Annotated in this window: 3 protein-coding genes; all 3 read left to right on the forward strand. The window is 39.9% G+C overall.

Annotated features, from left to right (window positions below):
* The coding region (locus E1176_RS04600; RefSeq protein ID WP_155209396.1) for a DUF4199 domain-containing protein at positions 1-409 on the forward strand (409 nt) is incomplete at its 5' end.
* A gap of 75 nt (positions 410-484) precedes the next feature.
* Positions 485-2,362, forward strand: a complete 1,878-nt coding sequence (locus tag E1176_RS04605) for an ABC-F family ATP-binding cassette domain-containing protein (RefSeq protein WP_155209397.1) — start codon at positions 485-487, stop codon at positions 2,360-2,362.
* Between the two features lie 104 nt (positions 2,363-2,466).
* Positions 2,467-3,756: an aminopeptidase P family protein gene (locus tag E1176_RS04610; protein ID WP_155209398.1), complete on the forward strand. Its 1,290-nt coding sequence runs from the start codon at positions 2,467-2,469 to the stop codon at positions 3,754-3,756.
* Positions 3,757-3,991: the final 235 nt, after the last annotated feature.

Below are 3,991 nucleotides of genomic sequence, written 5' to 3' on the forward strand. Positions count from 1 at the left end.
ACTTATGATTGCCATAGGTCTTTTGGTCTTCTTTTTCATTATGCGTGCATTTGATCTGCTCCATGTAGTCGAGCTACGGGTATTTAATATTGTAATAATGCTACTGGGGGTTTTGTCTGCTGTGAAAACACTGAAGAAACAAGACCCGGAAGGCTTTACCTATTTTACTGGTATGGGCACAGGTGTACTTACAGGAATTATAGGGTCGGTGTTGTTCGGCATATTTGTGTTTTTCTACGTGTCGTTTATAGATACCGGGCTCATGCTGTCAATCATAGAAAATGAACCAATGGGCAGATTTATGAACCCATATATTGTTTCTGTTATAATCGTAGTCGAGGGCATAGCCTCGGCATTGCTTGTAAGCTTTATCTTGTTGAATTATCTGGATCCTACGAAGCTGGAGTGATCATAAGTTGGTTAAATTTTCGAAGGGCTTCTACATTGTAGGAGCCCTTTCTTATTTTACACGTAGATTTGCGACATGAATTACCTCTCTGTAGACAGCATTTCTAAATCCTTCAACGAAAGGGTATTATTTGATGATATTTCTTTTGGTATAGCACAAGGCGAAAAAGTGGCCCTGGTAGGTGTTAATGGTAGTGGAAAATCTACTTTGCTCAAGATATTGGCCGGAATAGACGTGCCCGATAAAGGGGAGGTGGTCATCAATAATGAGGTAAAAGTCACTTACCTTGGTCAGCAGCCAGAATTTGATGGAGAAGACACCGTGCTAGACGCTATTCTGTATAGTGATGACCCTATACCAAAATTAATCAAAGACTATGAGTATCACCTGGCGAGGGCAGAAAGCGACCCTTCGTCAATGGAGATGCTCTCAGATTTGATTGGAAAAATGGATGAACTTGACGCCTGGAACTTTGAAAGTCAGGTAAAAGAAATACTAGGGAAGCTAGGAGTGCATGACCTGGGGCAACAAGTGGCTACATTATCTGGTGGTCAGAAGAAGCGTGTGGGTCTTGCAAAGGCTTTGATAGAAAAACCAGACTTGGTGATATTAGATGAGCCTACCAACCATCTTGATCTTGACATCATTGAATGGCTTGAGGAGTACTTGTCAATGAGCGATCTGGCCTTAATTATGGTTACTCACGATCGATATTTTCTAGATAAGGTCACCAGTAAAATTATTGAGCTTGACCAGCAAAGCCTATTTCACTATGAAGGTGATTATGCCAATTTTCTCATTAAAAAAGAAGAGAGGGAAGTAAATCAGGCCATAGAAAAGGAAAAAGCTCGCAACCTCTATAAGAAAGAACTCGAGTGGATGCGCAGACAACCAAAGGCCCGTGGTACTAAAGCCAAATACCGGGTAGATGCTTTTGACGGGGTCAAGGAGAAAGCGCATAAAAACCTATCGAAATCTGAGCTTGATCTTGATGTAACTACGCGTAGGCAGGGAGGCAAAATCTTAGAGCTTGAGAATATTGAGAAATCTTTTGGTGGCGAGCAGGTAGTGCATCCCTTTAGCTACTTATTTAAGAAAAAGGAACGAATCGGCATTGTAGGTAAAAACGGCTCTGGTAAATCTACTTTCTTAAATATGATTACCGGTGCTTTGGAGCCCGATCATGGCAAGATTGTAAAAGGAGAAACCACTGTTTTTGGTTACTATAAACAGAAAGAACCAGATTTCAAACCCAATCAGAAGGTTATCGATGTCGTGCAGGAAATTGCCGAGGTAGTCACACTTTCTGACGGTAAGGCCGTATCTGCTTCTCGTTTTCTCACACAATTTAAGTTTGCCCCTAAGGCACAGCACAACTTTGTTGAGAAATTGAGCGGTGGAGAGAAGCGCAGGTTACAATTACTTACAGTCCTGATCAAGAATCCTAATTTTTTAATACTGGATGAGCCGACCAACGACCTTGATCTTGATTCTTTGAGAGTGCTGGAAGACTTTCTGGAGCATTTTCAAGGCTGTTTAATTATAGTGTCTCACGACCGTTATTTCTTAGATCGTCTTGTAGACCACCTATTTGTATTTGAGAAGAATAAGCCGATATCTGATTTTGTCGGTAACTATACTGACTTTAGGTTATCTCTGGCAGAAAAACCGAAAGAAGAAAAGCCTAAAGAAAAAGTCATCAAGGAGAAGGCTGCTAAGCCAAAAACGCAAGACAAAGGCAAAATGTCTTATAATGAGAAGCGGGAGTTTGAGCAACTGGAAAAAGAGATTGAAAAGCTGAATCAAAGGCAAAGTGAAATTGAAAAACTTCTAAACTCAGGGGAAGAAGACCATGAGAAGCTCATCAACTGGGGTACAGAACTCAAGGAGATAAAAGAAGCAATTGATATGAAAGAGATGAGGTGGCTCGAATTATCGGAGTTGCAATCATGATTGAGTAGATAATGTGCTCTAAAATTGCATTTTACAACATATACGATAGTTTTGTTGAGCTTCCATCTGATGTGGAGTAAATAACTGATAAATAAAAAAGTACTATGAGATACCAACCATTATCAAAAGACCTTTATATAAAAAATCGTGCACGTTTCGTCAAAGGATTAAAGCCCAATTCTATTGCGGTATTTAACTCTAACGATATAATGCCTACCAATGCCGATGGTACGATGTCTTTCAGACAAAACAATGATATATTTTACTTGTCGGGAATAGATCAGGAAGAAAGCATACTGGTTATCTACCCTGATTTCTACAATAAAAAGCAAAGGGAGATATTATTTCTTAAGGAAACAAATGAAAATATAGCGATTTGGGAAGGGCATAAATACACCAAAGAGGAAGCCACAGAAGCTTCTGGTGTAGAAACTGTAATGTGGCTTTCTCAATTTAAGAGTACTTTCAATACGCTAATGGCTGAGGCCGAGCATGTGTATTTAAATACCAACGAGCACATAAGAGCGGTAGTGGAGGTAGAAACCAGAGACGCCAGATTTTTGAAATGGTGCCGCGAGCACTACCCATTGCACAAGTATGAAAGGTCTGCGCCTATTATGCATAAACTGCGCGCTATCAAGTCAACAGAAGAGATAGAAGCGATGCAGACGGCTTGTGATATCACCGAGAAAGGATTTAGAAGGGTGGCCCAGTTTGTGAAGCCCGGTGTGATGGAGTACGAAATAGAAGCTGAATATGCACATGAGTTTTTGAGAAACCGATCCAGAGGTTTTGGTTATACACCAATTGTAGCTTCAGGTTTTAGCGCATGTGTGCTACATTATATCGATAACAATCAGGAGTGTAAAGATGGAGATGTGTTGTTGATGGATGTAGGTGCCGAGTATGGAAACTACAATGCTGACATGACCAGGTGCTTACCTGTTAATGGGAAATTTACCGAAAGACAGAAAGAAATTTATAATGCCGTTTTAAGAGTAAAAAGAGGCGCTATGGATATGTTACGACCTGGTAATGTAATTCCGGAATATCACAAAGAAGTGGGTAAATTAATGGAAAGCGAGTTGTTGGGATTAGGCCTGATTGATAAAACAGATATTAAAAACCAAAACCCTGATTGGCCGGCATATAAAAAATATTTCATGCATGGTACTTCTCATCATATAGGTTTAGATGTGCATGATGTGCCCAACATTTATCAGGAAATGAAGCCGGGAATGGTCTTCACCGTAGAGCCGGGTATATACATTAGAGAAGAAAACCTCGGGATTAGACTCGAAAATGATGTAGTGATTACAGGAAATGGCCTTAATGACCTTATGGCCAATATTCCTATTGAGGCGGATCAAATAGAGGATCTGATGAATTCGTAAATAAGACACTTTTAATATCAAATCAGCCATTGAGCCATTTTAGGTTCGATGGCTTTTTTATTCACAGTTCATAAATCATCACACCATAGGTACCGTAGCCTTATCTTCAGATCTTCTAAAGATCGTAGGATAGAGTTTTCTTGCAAGCCCTAATTTTGAGGCGCGCTTAGCGATTTGGTATTTGTGTTCTATCAACAAAAGAAGTAAGAGTGTAAGCATAAAATTGAAGGTTAAA

The sequence above is a fragment of the Fulvivirga aurantia genome, from assembly GCF_009711475.1.
GTDB lineage: Bacteria > Bacteroidota > Bacteroidia > Cytophagales > Cyclobacteriaceae > Fulvivirga > Fulvivirga aurantia.